Annotated in this window: 16 protein-coding genes; 8 read left to right on the forward strand and 8 right to left on the reverse strand. The window is 65.3% G+C overall.

Features of this window, described 5'->3' with window-relative positions:
• Window positions 1–70: 70 nt before the first annotated feature.
• Both hrpA and COW1_RS15210 read left to right on the forward strand, forming a co-directional pair.
• Window positions 71–3,940, forward strand: a complete 3,870-nt coding sequence (gene hrpA / locus COW1_RS15205) for an ATP-dependent RNA helicase HrpA (protein WP_201344678.1) — start codon at window positions 71–73, stop codon at window positions 3,938–3,940.
• A 166-nt stretch (window positions 3,941–4,106) separates the two neighbouring features.
• Window positions 4,107–5,024, forward strand: a complete 918-nt coding sequence (locus COW1_RS15210) for a DUF4382 domain-containing protein (RefSeq protein ID WP_201344679.1) — start codon at window positions 4,107–4,109, stop codon at window positions 5,022–5,024.
• 105 nt (window positions 5,025–5,129) lie between these two features.
• On the opposite strand, the gene COW1_RS17095 is transcribed toward COW1_RS15210, so the two are convergent.
• The 5 genes from COW1_RS17095 to COW1_RS15235 all read right to left on the reverse strand — a co-directional run bounded on the left by COW1_RS17095 (window position 5,130) and on the right by COW1_RS15235 (window position 10,028).
• Window positions 5,130–5,630, reverse strand: coding sequence for a glycine zipper 2TM domain-containing protein (locus tag COW1_RS17095; protein WP_231971521.1), 501 nt, complete (start codon window positions 5,628–5,630; stop codon window positions 5,130–5,132).
• Between the two features lie 186 nt (window positions 5,631–5,816).
• Entirely contained in the window at window positions 5,817–7,034 is a 1,218-nt protein-coding gene (gene fabB, locus COW1_RS15220) for a beta-ketoacyl-ACP synthase I (RefSeq protein ID WP_096367166.1), read from the reverse strand.
• A gap of 5 nt (window positions 7,035–7,039) precedes the next feature.
• Window positions 7,040–7,570 carry a 3-hydroxyacyl-[acyl-carrier-protein] dehydratase FabA gene (fabA, locus tag COW1_RS15225; protein ID WP_201344680.1) on the reverse strand — a complete coding sequence of 177 codons (531 nt, stop codon included), beginning with the start codon at window positions 7,568–7,570 and terminating at the stop codon, window positions 7,040–7,042.
• Between the two features lie 89 nt (window positions 7,571–7,659).
• Window positions 7,660–8,937 (reverse strand): diguanylate cyclase, encoded by a 1,278-nt coding sequence (locus tag COW1_RS15230; RefSeq protein ID WP_201344681.1) that lies wholly within the window; start codon window positions 8,935–8,937, stop codon window positions 7,660–7,662.
• An 80-nt stretch (window positions 8,938–9,017) separates the two neighbouring features.
• Window positions 9,018–10,028, reverse strand: coding sequence for a glycosyltransferase (locus tag COW1_RS15235; protein ID WP_096367163.1), 1,011 nt, complete (start codon window positions 10,026–10,028; stop codon window positions 9,018–9,020).
• Between the two features lie 95 nt (window positions 10,029–10,123).
• Here COW1_RS15235 and COW1_RS15240 point away from each other — a divergent pair, with 95 nt between their 5' ends.
• Window positions 10,124–11,287 (forward strand): hypothetical protein, encoded by a 1,164-nt coding sequence (locus COW1_RS15240; RefSeq protein ID WP_096367162.1) that lies wholly within the window; start codon window positions 10,124–10,126, stop codon window positions 11,285–11,287.
• Window positions 11,287–11,772: a hypothetical protein gene (locus COW1_RS15245; RefSeq protein WP_096367161.1), complete on the forward strand. Its 486-nt coding sequence runs from the start codon at window positions 11,287–11,289 to the stop codon at window positions 11,770–11,772. The genes COW1_RS15240 and COW1_RS15245 overlap by 1 nt, the downstream gene beginning before the upstream one ends.
• 67 nt (window positions 11,773–11,839) lie before the next feature.
• On the opposite strand, the gene COW1_RS15250 is transcribed toward COW1_RS15245, so the two are convergent.
• Window positions 11,840–12,229: a hypothetical protein gene (locus COW1_RS15250; RefSeq protein WP_201346137.1), complete on the reverse strand. Its 390-nt coding sequence runs from the start codon at window positions 12,227–12,229 to the stop codon at window positions 11,840–11,842.
• A 520-nt stretch (window positions 12,230–12,749) separates the two neighbouring features.
• On the opposite strand from COW1_RS15250, the gene COW1_RS15255 reads away from it, so the two are divergent.
• Window positions 12,750–14,087: a YihY/virulence factor BrkB family protein gene (locus COW1_RS15255; RefSeq protein WP_096367160.1), complete on the forward strand. Its 1,338-nt coding sequence runs from the start codon at window positions 12,750–12,752 to the stop codon at window positions 14,085–14,087.
• Between the two features lie 302 nt (window positions 14,088–14,389).
• On the opposite strand, the gene COW1_RS15260 is transcribed toward COW1_RS15255, so the two are convergent.
• On the reverse strand, window positions 14,390–14,929 hold the full coding sequence (locus COW1_RS15260; protein WP_201344682.1) for a hypothetical protein: 540 nt from the start codon (window positions 14,927–14,929) through the stop codon (window positions 14,390–14,392).
• A gap of 158 nt (window positions 14,930–15,087) precedes the next feature.
• Here COW1_RS15260 and COW1_RS15265 point away from each other — a divergent pair, with 158 nt between their 5' ends.
• Together COW1_RS15265 and COW1_RS15270 are read left to right on the forward strand one after the other, a co-directional pair.
• A complete protein-coding gene (locus tag COW1_RS15265; protein ID WP_096367158.1) occupies window positions 15,088–15,597 on the forward strand; it encodes a protein disulfide oxidoreductase in 510 nt (169 codons plus the stop codon).
• Between the two features lie 4 nt (window positions 15,598–15,601).
• Window positions 15,602–15,802 (forward strand): hypothetical protein, encoded by a 201-nt coding sequence (locus COW1_RS15270; RefSeq protein ID WP_096367157.1) that lies wholly within the window; start codon window positions 15,602–15,604, stop codon window positions 15,800–15,802.
• A 127-nt stretch (window positions 15,803–15,929) separates the two neighbouring features.
• Here COW1_RS15270 and typA read toward each other — a convergent pair whose 3' ends face one another.
• A complete protein-coding gene (gene typA / locus COW1_RS15275) occupies window positions 15,930–17,744 on the reverse strand; it encodes a translational GTPase TypA (RefSeq protein WP_201344683.1) in 1,815 nt (604 codons plus the stop codon).
• Window positions 17,745–17,876: 132 nt separating this feature from the next.
• Between typA and COW1_RS15280 the strand changes: the two genes are divergently transcribed.
• Window positions 17,877–18,293: a secondary thiamine-phosphate synthase enzyme YjbQ gene (locus COW1_RS15280; RefSeq protein ID WP_201344684.1), complete on the forward strand. Its 417-nt coding sequence runs from the start codon at window positions 17,877–17,879 to the stop codon at window positions 18,291–18,293.
• Window positions 18,294–18,298 lie beyond the last annotated feature (5 nt).

Consider the following 18,298-nt stretch of genomic DNA (forward strand, 5'->3'; position numbering starts at 1 on the left):
GCGCCCCTGAATCCCGCCGATACCTGCATGACGCATTACTGGCATGGCCGGTCTGCTGATACCTGTTTGCATGTCCGTTTCTGAGCTCAAACAACTCGAACAGCGCCTGGCCCGGTGCCTGCTGCGCGACAGACCGGCGTTGCACAAGCGGCTGGCCGGGCTGCGCCGGCGCCTGCGCAGCAACAAGCCCATCGATCGCGGCTTGAGCGCGGTGGCCGCCGAGATCTCGGCCTCCGAGCAGCGGCGTGAACAGCGCCGCCGCTCCCTGCCGCGGCCGGAGTATCCGCTGGAGCTGCCGGTGGTGGAGCATCGCGAGGCGATCGCTGCGGCCCTGACCGAACATCAGGTGGTGATCGTCTGCGGCGAGACCGGCTCCGGCAAGACCACCCAGCTGCCCAAGATCTGTCTGGAACTGGGCCGCGGCGTGGACGGCCTGATCGGTCACACCCAGCCGCGGCGCATCGCCGCGCGCAGCCTGGCCGCGCGCATCGCCGAGGAACTGCACACCGAGGTCGGCGCGCAGGTCGGCTTCAAGGTGCGGTTCAGCGACCGGGTCGGCGCGGATTCCCTGATCAAGGTGATGACCGACGGCATCCTGCTGGCCGAGACCCGGAGCGATCCGCAGCTGCTGGCCTACGATACCCTGATCATCGACGAGGCCCACGAGCGCTCGCTCAATGTCGATTTCCTGCTCGGCTACCTCAAGCGGCTGCTGCCGCAGCGGCCCGAACTGAAGGTGATCATCACCTCCGCCACCATCGACCCGGAACGCTTCAGCCGCCACTTCGACGACGCCCCCATCATCGAGGTCTCCGGCCGCACCTATCCGGTGGAGCTCCGCTACCGGCCGCTGCGGGGCGAGGACGAGGACAGCCGCGAACGCGATCGCGGAGAGGCCATCCTGGATGCCGTGGACGAGCTGGCGCGCGCCGGCCCCGGCGATATCCTGGTGTTCCTGCCGGGCGAGCGCGATATCCGCGACGCCGCCGAGCGGCTGCGTAAGCACCATCCGCCGCAGACCGAGATCCTGCCGCTGTACGGCCGGCTGTCGGTGCAGCAGCAGCAACAGGTGTTCCGGGCGCACAGCGGCCGGCGCATCGTGCTGGCCACCAACGTGGCCGAGACCTCGCTCACCGTGCCCGGCATCCGCTATGTGGTCGATACCGGGCTGGCGCGCATCAGCCGCTACAGCCATCGCACCAAGGTGCAGCGCCTGCCCATCGAGCCGGTCGCGCAGGCCTCGGCCGACCAGCGCGCCGGTCGCTGCGGCCGTGTCGCGCCCGGGATCTGCATCCGCCTCTACAGCGAGGAGGACTACGCCCAACGGCCCGTCTTCACCGATCCCGAGATCCGCCGCACCAGTCTCGCCAGCGTCATACTGCAGATGCTGCAGCTGGGGCTGGGGGATATCGAGGCCTTTCCCTTCATCGACCCCCCCGACCCGCGCTATGTCCGCGACGGCTTCCGGCTGCTGCATGAGCTGCAGGCCATCGATGACGACAGCCGCCTGACCGACATCGGACGCAAGCTGGCACGCCTGCCGCTGGACGTGCGCCTGGGCCGCATGCTGCTGGCCGGCCATGCAGAGGGCAGCCTGGAGGAGGTGCTGGTCATCGTCAGTGCGCTGACCGTGCCCGACCCCCGCCTGCGGCCGCTGGAGGCGCAGCAGGCCGCCGATGAGGCGCAGGCGGCGTTTCGCGACGAGCAGTCGGACTTCGTCGGTTTTCTCAAATTATGGCGCTTCTACCGCGAACAGGAACGGCACCTGACCCGACGCAAGCTGCAGCGCCTGTGCGAGCGCCACTACCTGTCCTGGGTGCGGCTGCGGGAATGGAAGGATATTCACGGTCAGTTGCTGGGGCTGGTCCGGGAGCTGGACCTGCAGTTCAATGCCGAGCCGGCCGAGCATGGCGCCATTCACCGGGCGCTGCTGAGCGGGCTGCTGGGCAACCTGGCCTTCAAGGGGGAAGGGCAGGAGTACACGGGCGCGCGCGGGATCAAGCTGCATATCTTTCCCGGCTCGGGCCTGTTCAGGAAGCCGCCCAAATGGATCATGGCGGCCGAACTGGTCGAGACCGGCCGCCAGTACGCCCGTACCGTGGCGCGCATCGAACCGCAGTGGGCCGAGCAGCTGGCGCCGCATCTGGTCAAGCGCAACTGGCGCGATGCCCACTGGGAGCAGAAGCGCGGCCGCGCCGTGGCCGACGAGCAGGTCAGTCTCTACGGCCTGGTGCTGGTGCCGGCGCGGCGGGTGGATTACAGCCGGGTCGACCCTCAGGCCGCGCGCGAGCTGTTCATCCGCGGCGCCCTGGTGCGCGGCGAGTACCGCACCCGGCTGGAATTTCATCAGCACAACCGGAGCCTGATCGAGGAGGTGGAGGAACTGGAGGCCAAATCGCGGCGCCAGGACATACTGATCGACGAGGCCGTGCTGTATGACTATTTCGATCGCCTGGTGCCGGCGGATGTCAGCAATGCCCCCGAGTTCGAGCGCTGGTACAAACGCGCCACGCCGGAACAGCAGCAGGCCTTCCATCTCAGCCGCGAAACCCTGATGCAGCACGCCGCCGGCCATATCACCGGCGAGGCCTTCCCGGCCCGGCTGGAACTGGGCGGGCTGAGTCTGGCGCTGCACTATCACTTCGAGCCCGGCCATGCCGAGGATGGGGTGACGCTGGAGATCCCGCTGGCGGCGTTGAACCAACTCAGCCCGGAACCCTTCGAGTGGCTGGTGCCCGGGCTGCTGGAGGAGAAGGCCACGGCCCTGATCCGTTCCCTGCCCAAGGCGCTGCGCAGGCACTTCGTGCCGGCGCCTGACTTCGCCCGCGCCTGTCTGCAGGCGCTATCCCCCGGAGAAGGATCGCTCACCGAACAGTTGGCCGCGCAGCTCAGGCGTATGACCGGCATCGAGGTCGGACCGGACGACTGGCGGCTGGAGCAGCTGCCGCTGCATCTGTTCATGAATTTCCGGGTGCTGGACGGCAAGGGCAAATGTCTGGCACAGGGCCGCGACCTGGCGGCGCTCAAGGCCGGGATCGGCGCCCGCGCTGAGCGCAGCTTCGCCGGTCTGCCTACGGCGGAATATGAACGTGCAGGGATCACGGAATGGGGCGTCGGCGATCTGCCCGAGTCCATCGAACTGGAGCGCGACGGCCTGCGCCTGCGCGGCTACCCGGCGCTGGTGGCGGAAGACGATGGCGTTGCGCTGCGACTGCTGGACAATCCGGAGCGGGCGCGCCGGGCGCACCGTGCCGGCACCCTGGCCCTGTTCTGCCGCCAGGCGGACAAGACCCGGCGCTATCTGGAGAAGAACCTGCCGCAGGCGAAGCAGCTGTGCCTGCACTATGCGCCGGTCGGTGACTGCGATTCGCTCAAGCGCGATATCATCCGCGCCGCGGCGGCCGAATGTCTGTTTGCAGAACAGGAGGAACTGCGCACGCAGCAGGATTACGCACGTGCGCGCCAGGCAGCCGAGGCGCGGCTGGTGGAGACCGCCAACCGGCTTGCCGGCGAGGTCGGTGCCGCCCTGGCGCGCCACCACGCCATCGCCCGCCGCCTCAAGGGCAATGTCGCTCCGCAGTGGCTGGCTGCGCTCAACGACATCCGTGACCAGTTGCAGTACCTTGTCTATCCGGGCTTTGTCGCCGCCACGCCGCGGGCGTGGCTGGGCGAACTGCCGCGCTATCTGCAGGCAGTCGAGCGCCGGCTGGACCGACTGGAGAGCAATCCCGGCCGGGACCGTCAGCTGGCCGCACAGGTCGCCCCGCATTGGGAGGCATGCAAGGCGCGGCTGCAGACACAGGGCCCGGCCAGCGATGCGCTGCAGCATTTCCGCTGGCTGGTTGAGGAGTTCCGGGTCTCGCTGTTCGCGCAGGAACTGGGCACGCGGGAGAGGGTTTCCGACCAGCGATTGCAGAAGGTGCGGCAGGCACTTTCATAGAACCCGGCAGTAAGTTTCATTGAAGCAATAACTTGTCGATTGGCTTGACAGTGTTGCCAGGCCTCCCCAAGCTCCTGATACACAGGAAGTGTGCGTCGTTTCGCAGCGACAGGACATGTCATCCCCTAGGCTGCGGGTCACCAATTCGAATAATGGAGGACGCACCATGAATCCCACCACTACGCATTTTCACCGAACCCTGTTGGCAGGCCTGGTCGCCGTCGGCCTGAGTGCCTGCGGCGGTGGCGGGGGCTCCGATTCCGGCGGGACCGGCAGCTTCAGCCTGTCCATCACCGATGCCCCGGTCGATGACGTCACTGAAGTGGTCGTCACCTTCACCGCCGTGACCCTGAAGCCGGCCGACGGTGATGCGATAACCATCACCCTGGATACGCCGCAGAGCATCAACCTGCTGGACTACCAGAACGGTGCGAGCGTGACCCTGGTTGATGATGAGGCCGTTACTGCCGGCGACTATGCCTGGATCCGGCTGGAACTGGATCAGGACAATACCTACATTGTGGATGGCACCGGCCAGCATGACCTGACCATCCCGAGCAGTGCCCAGACCGGGCTGAAACTGAACAACAGCTTCACGCTCTCCGCCGACCAGACCCTGGCCTACACCATCGATTTCAATCTGCGCCAGTCGGTGCATCTGACCGGCGCCGGCGATTACATCATGCGGCCGACGCTGCGGATGGTGAAGGATGATGAGGCCGGCACCCTGGCCGGCTCGGCGGATTCATCCCTGTTCCCCGCGCTCTGCGCTTCACCCGCAGCCGTTTATGTGTTCGAGGAAGGCGACAGTGTGGACGACATGGATGGCGATGACGGTGATCCGGTTGCCACGGTGAACCTGCCCATGGACGGCGTCAACGACTACACCGTGTCGCCCCTGGATCCCGGGGTCTACACCGTGGCCCTGGCCTGCGGTTCGGATCAGGATACCGCCGAGGACGGTGATCCCGGCACCGATGACGACAACTATGGCGAGACCGGGGATGCCGACGACATGTCGTTCTACGGTGAAACCAGCGTGACGATCATGGCCGGCGAGACGACGACGCACGACTTCAACTGAGTCCCTGTTCCCCTTATCCATGACGGGGACGAAAAAGGGGTGGCAATTGCCACCCCTTTTGCTTGTCGGCGCTGCCGCCGGACGGTTTCATCAGGCGGTGCCGGATCAGTAGCGATAACCGATATCCCGCCCGATCGAACCGCCGAGCAGCACGCCGGCCACGGTGGCCGCATCGCGGCCGCGGCCCTTGCCCATCTCGTTGCCGATCACGCCGCCGATGATGCCGCCGACGATCATCGGGGTGGCGGAGCGGTACTCGCCATAGCCGCTGTGACGCGGTGCCGGATAGTGGCGCGGCGGTGCGACCACCACCCGCGACGGGCGGTCGTGATGGTAGTGATGGTGGATCACCTGCTTCTGCCGGCGGTGTTTATACCGGTCTTTGTGATGGTAGTGGTTATGGACCTCCTTGCGGGGCTTGTAGTGCCCGTAGCCATGGCCGCGGCCGCGGTCATGACGGGCATAGTCACGGCCGTAGTCCCGCCCGTAGTCCCGGTCATAGTAATGGTTGTGCTCGACATAGCGCTCGGCATGCGCCAGGGGTGCGGCAGCCAGGGCGGCGGCACCCAGCGTCAGTGCGATGAAGCCCTGCTTGATTCGGTTCATGATCTCGCTCCTTCTGTAGAGGTTGGCGAACAGACGGGTCTGTTCTGAGATTGCGGGATCAGTGTAGGGCGGGGGAACTGAATGCAGGCTGAATGGGAAGGGTGCGTCAACTTGTTGATTTCAAGCCAGTGTCCGAAGCCGCTTGGCCCCGTCATTGCGGGGATGCCTTGACCCGGCCGGCGGGGCTTAATCAGCCCACTTGCGGAACACCAGGGTGGCGTTGGCGCCGCCGAAGCCGAAGCTGTTGGACATGACCGTGTTCAGTTCCGCACCTTCTTCGAGCTGGCGCACGATGGGCAGACCCTCGGCCTTCTCGTCCAGCTGCTCGATATTGGCGGTGGCGGAGATGAAGCCGTCCTGCTGCATCAGCAGACTGTAGATGGCCTCGTGCACGCCGGCCGCGCCCAGGGCGTGACCGGTCAGCGACTTGGTGGAACTGATCTTCGGCACCCGGTCGCCGAAGACCTCGCGCACGGCTTCCAGCTCCTTGGTGTCGCCCACCGGGGTACTGGTGCCGTGGGCGTTGATGTAGTCGATCGGGCCGTCCACGTCCTCCAGGGCCTGACGCATGCAGCGCGCTGCGCCCTCGCCGGAGGGGGCGACCATGTCGTAGCCGTCGGAGGTTGCGCCGTAGCCGATCAGTTCGGCATAGATCTTCGCCCCGCGAGCGCGGGCGTGTTCGAGTTCCTCCAGCACCACCAGGCCGCCGCCGCCGGAGATGACGAATCCGTCACGGGCCGCGTCGTAGGGACGTGAGGCCTGTTCGGGACGGTCGTTGTACTTGGAGGACAGCGCCCCCATGGCGTCGAACAGCATGGTCATCGACCAGTGCACCTCCTCGCCGCCGCCGGCGAAGACGATGTCCTGCTTGCCCATCTGGATCAGCTCGGCGCCGTGACCGATGCAGTGGGCGCTGGTCGAGCAGGCCGAACTGATGGAATAGCCCACGCCCTTGATCCTGTAGGCCGTGCCCAGGCAGGCGGAGTTGGTGCTGGACATGGTGCGGGTCACGCCGTAGGGGCCGATGCGCTTCACACCCTTCTCGCGCAGGGTGTCGGCGGCCAGCACCACGTTTTCGGTGGAGGCGCCGCCGGAACCCACGATGAGGCCGGTGCGCGGATCGGAGACCAGGTCTTCGCCGAGCCCCGAGTCCGTGATGGCTTCCTGCATGGCGATATAATTGAAGGCGGCGCTGTCGCCCATGAAGCGGCGCAGCTTGCGGTCGATCAGGGTCTCGGTGTCGATGTGCATCGGGGCATGCACCTGGCTGCGAAAGCCGAGCGCCTTGTATTCTTCCGAGAACTCGATGCCCGAGCGGCCTGTGCGCAGGCTCTCACGGACCTCCTGTGCATTGTTGCCGATGGAGGAAACGATGCCGATTCCGGTGACGACGACCCTGCGCATAACCTTCAAAACCCTTCCGTTGATGTGAACAAACCGACCCGCAGATCGTTGGCCTGATAGATCGCGCGGTCGTCGACGTACATGGTGGCATCGGCGATGCCCATGAACAAGCGCCGCTTGATGATGCGCTTGATGTCGATCTGGTATCTGACCAGGGAATTTTTCGGCGTGACCTGGCCGCTGAACTTGACCTCGCCGCTGCCCAGGGCGCGCCCGCGGCCCGGACCGCCGCTCCAGCCGAGGAAGAAGCCGATGAGCTGCCACATGGCATCCAGGCCCAGGCAGCCGGGCATGACCGGGTCGCCCTCGAAATGGCAGCCGAAGAACCACAGGTCCGGCCGGATATCGAGCTCGGCCCGGATCTCGCCCCGATCATGGGCGCCGCCGGTGTCGCTGATGCGGGTGATGCGGTCGAACATCAGCATGGGCGGCAGCGGCAGCTGGGCGTTGCCGGGACCGAACAGTTCGCCATGGCCGCAGCGGATCAGATCCTCGTAGCTGAAGCTGTCCTGGCGGGGGGGCTCGCTTGTACTCATCGGGGCGCTCGTGCGGGTTGTCCACAAAGCGCGCTATTGTACCCCAGCCGGCGGGCGGACTCACGCTGCCAGGGATCGGGGCTCGGGGGTCAGGGGTCCGAGGTGTCGAGGCTGGCGCGGATTCGCTCGAGTGCCTCGTCGAGACTGCCGTCCTGGCGGCGCTGCCAGGCCTCCAGCAGTGGCAGGAGTTCCCGGATCAGTCCCGGCAGGTGGGGGGCGACGGCGGCTTCGCCGCTGTGCCGGAGCCGTTGCAGCGCCTGCTCCAGGGTCGGGGCCGGTTCCGGCTCGGTTGCGGGTTCGGGTTGCGGTTCCGGCTCGGGTGCCGCCGTTGCCGGCGGGGTTTCCGATTGCGCAGCGGCCTCGTCCCCGGCGGTATCGTCCCCGGCTTCTGCGACCACGGCTTCGCGTTCGTCCGCCGCGGCGGTGCCCTGGTCGAACAGCACCCGGTTGCCGCCGCTGTGCTGGGCGCGGCCCAGCAGGCGCTGGGCCTGTTCCAGCAGTTCCTCGAAGCGGGTGTCGCGCCGGATAAGCGGCGTTATCACCCCGGCGCTGGCGGTGAGTCTGAGGGTGTCGTTGCCGATCTTGAAGGTACGCGAGGCGATCTGGGTGCAGATGCGCACGGCCAGCTTGCGCGCCCCCACCGCGTTGGCCGAAGGCAGCACCAGGCCGAAGCGGGCCAGGCCGACGCGGCCGGCGGTGTCCTCGGCGCGGATGCTGTCCTGGATGATCCGGGTGAAGATCTTGAGAATGGCCTCCCCGGCCGGTTTGCCGTACTTGATGAAGGCCTCGTCGAAGGCGTCCACGTCGATGAATACCAGCCCCAGTTCGCTGCGGTGGCGGATGGCGTAGGCCAGTTCCTGGTGGCCGCGATCGGTGAAGCTGCGCTGGTTGAGCAGGCCGGTGAGCAGGTCCACGGTGGGTTCGGTCTCGATGGCCGTGGCGGTCTGCTCCAATCGGGTCTCGGTCGTGGCCAGTTTGATGTGGGACCGGGTATGGGCCAGCAGCTGCACCGAGTCGAAGGGCTTGCTCAGGAAATCGCTGGCGCCGGCGGCGAAGGCGGAGGACTTGGCGTCCTCGTCGTCCTCGGCGCCGGTGACGATGATCACCGGCAGGTTGGCCAGGCGCTTGTCCTCGGCCTCGCGGATGCGCTTGAGCAGGCCCATGCCGTTGAGATAGGGCATGGACAGGTCGGAGATGACCAGGGCGATACCCGGGTTCTGCTGCAGCGCATCCCAGGCGGCCTCGCCGTCGCCGGCCTCGAGCACCTCGAACTCCTGTTTGAGAATCTTCCTGGCGGCGACGCGGATGACACGCGAGTCATCCACGACCAGTACCTGGGTTCCGGCCGCTGTGTTTTCCTCGGACATAGGTCTTCCCTGTGACGTTAAAACCGCGGTTTCATGGGAGAATCGGCCGCAAGCCGGAAAGGCTTTAGCCATTCCGGGCGCTACCCTACCTGATAATAATCCCGCCCCGGCCGCAGATCGTGCCCCTGCAACCAGGCGGCGATCTCCTCGCGGGCGCCGTGACTGGCGATATAGATCAGGACGACCGGCCTGACCGGCTGCGCCAGCAGCCACGGCGGCGCCACGACGGGTACGCCATCCAGGCACTGGCCCAGCTTGCGCGGATCGATGTCGATCCAGGCATCCGGACGGTGGCCCAGTTCCAGCAGCGGCCGGACCCGGCGCCGGGTCTTGCGCCCGGCACCCCAGATGGCCAGCGGCCGGCCCTGGTGCAGCAGCGGGTCGCGGCTCAGGTAACGGGCGCGGATCCGGTCGAAGGCCGCGCGCGAGCAGCGCGGGTCGCAGCGCGAGACCCGGTCCGGCCGCTCGCGCCAGTCCAGCAGTGACAGGTCCACCTTGCCGAAGCGCACGCCCTGTTGATGCAGACGCAGCCAGAGCTCATAGTCCTCCGGGAAGTCGCCGTTGCGGTAGCCGCCGTGTGCCAGCACGGCACGGCGGCGGAACATCACCGAGGGGTGGGCCAGGGGCGATTCCAGGTAGATGTCCTGGTGGATCTGGGTCGGAGTCAGGCAGCGGTTGAGCCAGTCGACATAATGGCGCATGCCGTTGCGCACCGCCTCGGCGGGAAACAGATCCACGCGGCAGCCCACCACGTCATGGCCGGGATGGGCCTGCAGCCAGTCACGCTGACACTGCAGCCGCTGCGGGTGCATGCGGTCGTCGGCGTCCATGCGCGCAATCAGTTCGCCGCGCGCCTGTTCCAGACCCAGGTTCAGGGCGTTGACCAGCCCGGGTTCGGGATTTTCGAGCAGGCGCAGACGCGTATCCTGCGCCCGGTACTGTTGCAGAATGTCGACTGTGGCATCATCCGAGGCGTCATTGACCGCGATCACCTCGTAATCGGTGCAACTCTGACCGGCGATCGAGTCCAGTGCCTCGGGCAGGGTGGCGGCGCCGTTGCGTACGGGCAGAAGGATGCTGATGCGGGGCATGAGGCGGTCAGGAACAGGTGCGGGTGCTGGCTCCGGTCGGGCAATGATACCGGAAGCGGTGCCGGCACGCCTTTCATCAGTCAACGGGGAGTCACATGCAGCAGCAGGAACGCCAACGTCTGTTCGATCTGTTAAGCATTCCGACGGCGCCGTTTCGGGAACAGGCCGTTCATGCCCATGCCGTTGAACGCCTGCAACAGGCCGGCGTGGCGCATTTCACCGATCCGCATGGCAATCTGGTCATCGGGGTGGATTCACCCATCGCCTATCGCCGTCTGCTGCGACAGCGCGCGGACGAGCCGGTGCGGCTGTACATCGCCCACATGGACCACCCCGGCTTTCACGGCCGTCGCTGGCACGATGACGGCAGCCTGGAGATCGTCTGGCATGGCGGGTCGCCGGTGAGGCACCTGCGCAATGCCCGGATGTGGCTCGCCGACGCGCAGGGCTATGTGGGGACGGGGCGGCTGCAGGCCGTGGAACTGCATGAGAAGGGCTACTGTATCACCCGCGCCCGGGTGCGTCTGGAAGGTAAGCTCAGTCGCAACGTGCCCGCCCGGAGGCTGTTCGGCGGCTTCGCCTTCCGCAAGCCGGTGTGGCGCAGCGGTGCACGCGTCTATACCAAGGCCGCCGACGACCTGGTGGGCGTGCACTGCATACTCGAGACGGCCGTGCGCCTGCAACGCGCCGGTGAACGGCCCTTTCTCGGCCTGCTCACACGGGCCGAAGAGGTCGGCTTCGTCGGCGCGGTGGCGCACTTCGAACTGGGCTGGCTGGAGGCGCGCCGGCGGCCGCTGGTCTGCGTCAGTCTGGAAGCCTCGCGCACCCTGCCGGGAGCGCGCATCGGCCGGGGACCGGTCGTGCGACTCGGTGACAGACGCACGGTATTCGAGGCCGATGCCATGCAGCTGCTGGACGAACTGGCGGCGCGCACGCTCAGGGACGGTTACCAACGCCGTATCATGGACGGCGGGGCCTGCGAGGCGACGGCGGCCACGGCCTTCGGTCTGCCCACCGTGGGCCTGACGGTGCCTCTGGGCAACTATCATAATGAAGGCTATGAGGGTGGTGCAGACTGTCCGCGGCCGCGCGGACCGGCGCCCGAGTTCGTCAATCTCCAGGATGTGACGGGCATGCGCCGTCTGTGTCAGGCGCTGATGCGCCGCAACCTGCCCTGGCAGGATCCCTGGCGCGGGGTGCGGCGGCGTCTGCAGCGCAACCGTAAGGGATATGATGTCCTGTTGAAGGAGTGGAACTGATGCCGCGACTCACACTGATGTTTGCCGTCTTTCTGCTGGCAGGCTGTGCCTACATGGATTCCTACACGGCGGTGCCGCTGCCGCTCGAGCCGGGCGAACGGCTGCGGATCGAACAGAGACTGGACCTGCCGGACGACGGCAGTCGACTCTACATCCAGCATGGCGAAGCGGGCGGCGCGCGCGATTACACCGTGTGGGAGCACCATTGTTCGCTGGTGGCGCGTATGCCGGGACAGACCCTGCCACCGATCGAGGCAGGTACCGAACTGGTTGTTGCAAATGTGCAACGTTCGACTGACTTCGGCGTATGGGAGCGGGGGGTGATCAACTATCACACCCTCATCCAGCTGGAAGCCGGTCAGCATCCGCTGCAGGCGCTGGAGTGCGAGATCTGGGCGCACGGCTATGATGAACGGAGCTATATCGGGAGGACTGAACTGCGCCGGCTCCTGGCGCCCGTCATCCTTCTGCAGGAGTCAGATTAACTTATTGTTTTTGTAATAGAAAAGGCCCGCTTGCGCGGGCCTTTTTTCAGCGTTGAAGCCGCCGGTGTTACCGCCGCCGCTTGGTGGTGCGGCGCTTGGCGACCTTCTTCTTGGTCGGCCGTTTCTTGGCGACTTTCTTCTTCGCCTTCTTCTTGGCGACCTTCTTCTTGGTCGGTCGCTTCTTGGCGACTTTCTTCTTCGCCTTCTTCTTGGCGACCTTCTTCTTGGTCGGCCGTTTCTTGGCGACTTTCTTCTTCGCCTTCTTCTTGGCGACCTTCTTCTTGGTCGGCCGCTTCTTGGCTACCTTCTTCTTCGCCTTCTTCTTGGCGACTTTCTTGCGAGCTGTGGTCTTGCGTGCCGTGGTCTTGCGAGCTGTTGTCTTGCGTGCCGTTGTCTTGCGCTTGACGGCTGCCTTCTTCCTGGCTGTCGTCTTACGTTTCGTGGTTTTCTTTCTCACTGCCATGAGGAAACCCTCCTGTTTAATGGTTCGCGCAACATAACGGCTATTGATTATAAAAACTTTAACGAAAAATAAAAGATTAGCGCCGGAAAATGATATTGAACTGCACTAGTGTGTGATAACTTCTGACTGGCCTGCATGGACGCTGCAGTTGCGGCTGCGGCGATGAAACCAAAGCCGCGCGAGTGTCTGTCCCGATGTGCGAAGATGCGATTGATATGCGCAAAACACTATATATACAGTCTGAAAGCGATCTGTTGTCGATTCGTGTGCAACAGGGTGCAGGAATGAGCTTTGCTATTGCCGGGGTTGAGGTGTGCCATGGCACGGGCTTGCGTATGGCCGTTTACAGCCCTGTGCGAGGGTGCAGGGAGAGCCGTTCGGTGTCGGCAAAAATTGCCGGGATTTTGGGGTGCTTGTTGCATCAGCGGCATGCGGCAAGCCTATCGCATGCATGTGCGCTAGACTTGCAGGCGAGGCATTGTCAGCGCGGTATCGATCAACCAATGAGGCTGTCATGTATCAGTTGAACGAAGTCATAACCCGGCTTAACGGACTCGTGTGGGAGGATGATCTGCGTTCGCTGTCACCGCTTCGACGGATCCTGATACGCAGTCTGCGCCTGCTCTATGTCATGGTGCGCGACTTCCTCTCCGGGGATCTGACACTGCGGGCGATGAGCCTGGTCTACACCACCCTGCTGTCACTGGTGCCGCTGCTCGCGGTCAGTTTCTCCGTGCTGAAGGGCTTCGGTGTCCACAAGCAGATCGAGCCCCTGCTGTACGGCTTTCTGGAACCGCTCGGGCCCAAGGGCAGCGAGGTTGCCGCCCAGATCATGACCTTCGTCGATAACGTCAAGGGCGGTGTGCTGGGCGGCATCGGCCTCCTGCTCCTGGTTTATACCGTATTGTCTTTGCTGAAAAAAATTGAGGGCTCGTTCAATTTTGTATGGCGGGTGGAGCAGCTGCGGCCGTTCGCCCAGCGGTTCAGCAATTACCTCAGCGTAATACTGATCGGCCCGTTGCTGATCATCAGTGCGTTGGGCATGACCGCCTCGGTCATGAACACCGGGCTGATGCAGCAGCTGATGGCGATCGAGCCCTTCGGTACCCTGATCGTCCTGGCCACCAAGCTGGTGCCCTATGTGCTGATCTGGGTCGCCTTCACCTTCATTTATATATTCATCCCCAATGTGCGGGTGCGCTTCGGCGCGGCGGCAATCGCCGCCCTGCTGGCAGGCTTTCTGTGGCAGACCACCGGCTGGGTCTTTGCCTCCTTCATCGCCTCATCGACCAAATACGCCGCCATTTACTCCAGCTTCGCCATCCTGGTGATGCTGCTGATCTGGCTCTACATCAACTGGCTGGTGCTGTTGCTGGGCGCGCAATTGGCGTTCTATATCCAGAATCCCCAGTACCTGACCCGGCACCGGGTGCGGTTGCTGCTGAGCAACCGGCTCAAGGAGCGGCTGGCGCTGACGGTGATGTACCTGGCCGGTGAGAATCACTTCCACAATCGCCCGCCCTGGACGCTGACACAGCTGTGCGATCACCTCAATCTGCCGGCCGAACCGCTCAACCAGCTGCTCGAGGTGCTGCTCGAGCGGGGCTTCCTGGTCGCGACCGCGAGTGAGATCGTTGGCTACGTACCCGCGCGGGATATCGAGACCATCCGCCTGGATGAACTGCTCAACCGGGTGCGGGAGGCGGGAGAGAGCCATTTCGTGCGCCCGGGGCAGGTGCCCGCGTTGCAGGCGGTGGACGGCCTGATGGAGGAACTGCAGGGTGCGCAGGCCGCGCATCTGGATGGCATGACCCTGCGTGATCTGGTGGTGCAGAGGCAGCCTGCGCGTTGATCGGTATGTCTGCCGGGCGGATCAGCGCCGGGCGGGCGAGGCTTCCGGGCTTAGCGTGCAGATTGCGCACATGCGCCCGGAAGCCTCGCCCGCCCGACGCTGACTTGCGTGCGGCGGGAAGCGGGTTGTTGTACGGGATCATGAGGGTTCTTCGAGTTCAGGCAGCTTCAACCCGCCGAACCAGTGCCTGTGGCCGGAGCCCCCGTGAGGGCGCATGTGCGGGGTGTGCACGCTAAGCCCTCACGGCGGCTCCGGCCGCGGGCACGGCGATGCTGGCGCCACAGTCCGGGGCGGGGCACGGTTCAGTCCTGCAACGCCACCATCATCGGGGCGTCACCCTGCCGGAAGATCGCCTCACCCTGATGATATACCGCCACCGGGGTGCCGCTCTGCACCAGCATCCATTCCGGCAGGTGGGCGCTCAGGGTCTGATAGTATTCCTGCGGGCGGACATTGCCGCAGTCGGGCAGGCCGGGATTCCAGGCGATGCGGTAATGCCAGGCGGCATAACGGCCGAGCGAGTCCGGCGCGGTTGCCGTGGCGGGCATGCCGGCCTCGTCCACTTCCCCGCTGAATACCCACTCGCCGCCGCACAGGGCGGCCTCGGTCCTGCGCTTGGCCTCGCCCAGGGCCACCAGCGTCCGGGCGCGGGCCACGGTGGGACTCTGGGCCGCGTCGCGGGGCAACCAGGCGATGACCTGATTATGGCCCTGACCGAGGACGGTTTCCTGAGCCTGCCGCGCAAGCGGGTCGGTGCCGCTGCCGGCACAGCCGACGAGCAGTACCAGCGCCCCGAGGGCACCGAGGCTGCGAAGACGGATTGTGCTGCGGCTTGCGGTCATTGGATGATTCCTGTTCACTTGAGTCTCACTCTAGTCATGGCAGGCTGAACCCTGCCTGAATCTGCGTCACAGCTTTGACGTTTATTGACCCTCTGCGGACGAAAATGTGATGGAGTTGGCGGCTGCAATGCGCCACAGTCGGCGATTCCCCAGACCTCATGACCCGGCATAGGCATCTCATACGCCTGGGACGGGCGGCCTGGCAGGTGGCGCTGGTGCTGCTGGTACTGGGCGCGGTGCACCTGTACCGGACCTGGGATACCGCCAGCGGTCAGGCCCCGGCATTCCAGGCCCGCGATATCCAGGGCCGGCCGGTTGCCCTGGCCGATCATGCGGGCCAGCCGATGCTGGTGCACTTCTGGGCCAGCTGGTGCCCGGTGTGCCGGCTGGAGGAGGGCAGCATCGATGCCATTGCCCATGACCACCCGGTCCTGACGGTGGCACTGGATTCGGGCAGTGACGGGGAGTTGAAACAGTACATGGCGGAACAGGGGCTGGGATTTACCGTGATCAACGACCGCGACGGGGCCATTGCTGCCCGCTACGGGGTGCAGGGAGTGCCGGCCTCCTTTGTCATCGGCCCGCAGGGCGATATCCGTTTCACCAGCGTCGGCTATACCACCGGTATCGGTCTGCGGCTGCGGCTGTGGCTGGCAGGGTGGGAGTGAGGCGATGGCGCTCACGGACAATCCCGAGGTCAATGCGCTGATCGATCGCCTGTGTGCGGAGGGCTGCACGGTGGTGCAGGAATACATCCTGGCCCTGGAGTCGGGCACCGAGCATCCGGCCTATGCCCATCTGGACACTGCCGGGCGCCGCCTGCTGCTGGCCGAGCTGCGGGCCATCATGGCGGTGTATGAGTCCCAGGGATGAGGATGCACCGTTGCGTCAGGCGTAGGATGGGTGAAGCGTCGCGTAACCCATCAGGCCCGGCGGGCCGCGATGGGTTGCGGCGCGTTGCGCCTTTACCCATCCTACCCCTCGGCCCCTGAATCCTGAGCTATGCCGAGCGTGCGGCCTTCTTGCGCTCGTGTTCCAACAGCAGCTTCTTGCGCAGGCGGATCGCCTTCGGCGTGACCTCCACCAGTTCGTCGTCGTCGATGAACTCCAGTGCCTGTTCCAGCGACAGCTTCACCGGCGGGGTGAGCAGTATGTTCTCGTCCGTGCCGGCGGCGCGGACATTGGTCAGCTGCTTGGCCTTGAGCGGATTGACCACCAGGTCGTTGTCGCGCGAGTGGATGCCGATGACCATGCCCTCGTAGACCTCCTGCCCCGGGCCGATGAACAGCCGCCCGCGTTCCTGCAGGTTGAACAGGGCATAGCCCAGCGCCTTGCCGGCGCCATTGGCGATCAGCACGCCATTGATGCGCTGGCCGAAGTTGCCGGGCTTGTAGGGCCCGTAGTGATCGAACACCGAGTACAGCAGGCCGGTGCCCTGGGTGGTGGTCAGGAACTCGGTGCGAAAACCGATCAGGCCGCGCGAGGGGATGATGTAGTCCAGCCGCACCCGGCCCTTGCCGTCGGGCATCATGTCCTTGAGTTCGCCGCCGCGGGTGCCGAGCTTCTCCATCACGCCGCCCTGGTGCTGTTCCTCGACGTCGACGGTGAGTTGTTCGTAGGGTTCCTGCCTGACGCCGTCGATCTCGCGCACGATGACCTCGGGGCGCGATACCCCCAACTCATAGCCCTCACGGCGCATGTTCTCGATCAGGGTCGAGAGGTGCAGCTCGCCGCGGCCGGAGACGCGGAACTTGTCCGGGTCCTCGGTATCCTCCACCCGCAGGGCGACGTTGTGCACCAACTCCTTGTCCAGGCGTTCGCGGATCTGGCGCGAGGTGATGTATTTGCCGTCTTTGCCGGCAAACGGCGAGTTGTTGACCTGGAAGGTCATGCTCACCGTCGGCTGGTCCACGGTCAGCGGCGGCAGCACCTCCGGGTGCGCCGGGTCGCACAGGGTGTCGGAGATGTTCAGGTTCTCGATGCCGGTGAAGGCGATGATGTCGCCGGCGGAGGCCTCATTGACCTCGACGCGCTCCAGGCCCATGAAGCCGAAGATCTGCAGGATGCGGCCGCTGCGCCGGTGGCCGTCACGGTCGAGGACCGCGACACTGGTGTTGGTCCTGACCTTGCCGCGGCTGATGCGGCCGATGCCGATCACGCCCACGTAGCTGTTGTAGTCCAGCGAACTGACCTGCATCTGGAACGGGCCGTCGGCGTCGACCTCGGGGCAGGCGACCTTCTCCACGATGGTCTCGAACAGCGGGGTCATGTCGCCCTCGCGCGCGCCCTGGTCCAGGCTGGCATAGCCGTTCAGGCCGGAGGCGTAGACCACCGGGAAGTCGAGCTGTTCATCGGTCGCGCCCAGGCGGTCGAACAGGTCGAAGGTCTGATCCAGTACCCAGTCGGGGCGCGCACCGGGGCGGTCGATCTTGTTGATGACGACAATGGGTTTGAGGCCCCGCTCCAGCGCCTTCTGGGTGACGAAACGGGTCTGCGGCATCGGACCCTCGACCGCGTCGACCAGCAGCAGCACCGAATCGACCATCGACAGCACCCGCTCCACCTCGCCGCCGAAGTCGGCATGGCCGGGGGTGTCGACGATGTTGATGCGGTAGTCATGCCACTGGATGGCGGTGTTCTTGGACAGGATGGTGATCCCGCGTTCCTTCTCCAGGTCGTTCGAATCCATCACCCGCTCCGGGGCCACACCCCGGTCACCGAAGGTCCCGGACTGACTAAGTAGTTGATCGACAAGGGTGGTTTTGCCATGGTCGACGTGGGCGATGATGGCGATGTTGCGCAGGTTCTGGATCACGGTGCGGGTACTCTGAATAAGGGAGGGCGGATTATACATGAATGCGGGGCGGCAGGCCTGTATACATTGATATAATAGGGATGCATACGAGCGCACCGATTTGGTGCATGGCGATGATGGCGATCTGAATCCATGGTCTTTCAACACACCCTCAGCCTGTCCACCCGCGGCCGGGGTACCCATGACCTGACCCGCGCGGTCCGGGAGGCGGTGCGCGACAGCGGCATCCGCACCGGTCTGTGTCATGTCTTCGTTCAGCACACCAGTGCCTCGCTGATGCTGTGCGAGAACGCCGACCCGGCGGTGCGGGCCGACCTGGAACGCTTCATGGCGCGGCTGGCGCCGGACGGCGATCCCCTGTTCCGGCACGACGACGAAGGGCCGGACGACATGCCGGCGCATGTGCGCACGGTTCTGACCGGCGCCGATCTGACTCTGCCGGTGGCCGGCGGTGACTGTGTGCTCGGCACCTGGCAGGGTGTCTATCTGTGGGAGCACCGCACCCAGGCCCAGCGCCGGGCGGTGACGGTCACGGTGTACGGGGAATGACCGGT

It is taken from the genome of Thiohalobacter sp. COW1 (assembly GCF_016629505.1).
GTDB lineage: Bacteria > Pseudomonadota > Gammaproteobacteria > Thiohalobacterales > Thiohalobacteraceae > Thiohalobacter > Thiohalobacter thiocyanaticus_A.